This is a genomic window from Moraxella sp. I5G (genome assembly GCF_055193055.1).
The window spans coordinates 1-651 of record NZ_JBUXLH010000055.1; the positions used below are offsets into that span (position 1 = coordinate 1).

General features: G+C 34.4%; 1 protein-coding gene. It reads left to right on the forward strand.

Annotated features, from left to right (window positions below):
• Positions 1 to 411 (forward strand): hypothetical protein (locus ACZBKJ_RS09940; RefSeq protein ID WP_463200940.1); only part of this gene is annotated, 411 nt, incomplete at its 5' end.
• Positions 412 to 651 lie beyond the last annotated feature (240 nt).

The following is a 651-nucleotide window of genomic DNA, read 5'->3' on the forward strand; positions in this document are numbered from 1 at the left end:
CAGCGCTGTTTGTTTTCAGAACAATACCAGTTGGGTATAGATGTCTATGAGTACTATTATGGCAAAAAAACCATCACCCTATCTCCTAAAACTGGGCTTTTGACTCTCATGTATGCCATCTTACGCCATTATCAGTATGGCGAATTTAATAAAAAAAGCCTCAATAGAAGGTGTCGTCAGATCATAGGCAAAGAACTTAAATATGTTTATTCTAAAGGTCGCCCTGATGATGCGGTATATTGGCTTAAAGTAATGTGTGGTTTGCGTGACAAAGATTATACTCCTGAAGAAGTGGTTCTGACCTTTTATGAATTTTTAGAAGATGATGAGATTCCTGATGAGATTAAGGTCTTACTAAAAGAAAGGGGTATGTTAACACGAACAGACTTAATAAACCAAAAGCTTATTTAAATTTGGTCTTTGATAAAAATGATAAATCAATTATATCTAACCATATTGACTGATTTATTTATTTTAAAAGACAAGTTTTAATGATGGTTATGGTTTGATTTCATATTCACAAGTTTTTTGCTTTATGCACCCAACTTAGGCGTGTCTAAAGTTGAGATTATTTGTTGGTGCTTTATTTTATCCACAGACCATGGTAACATTCCTAGAACCATCGCTATTTGGACGAACCCACCATGAACC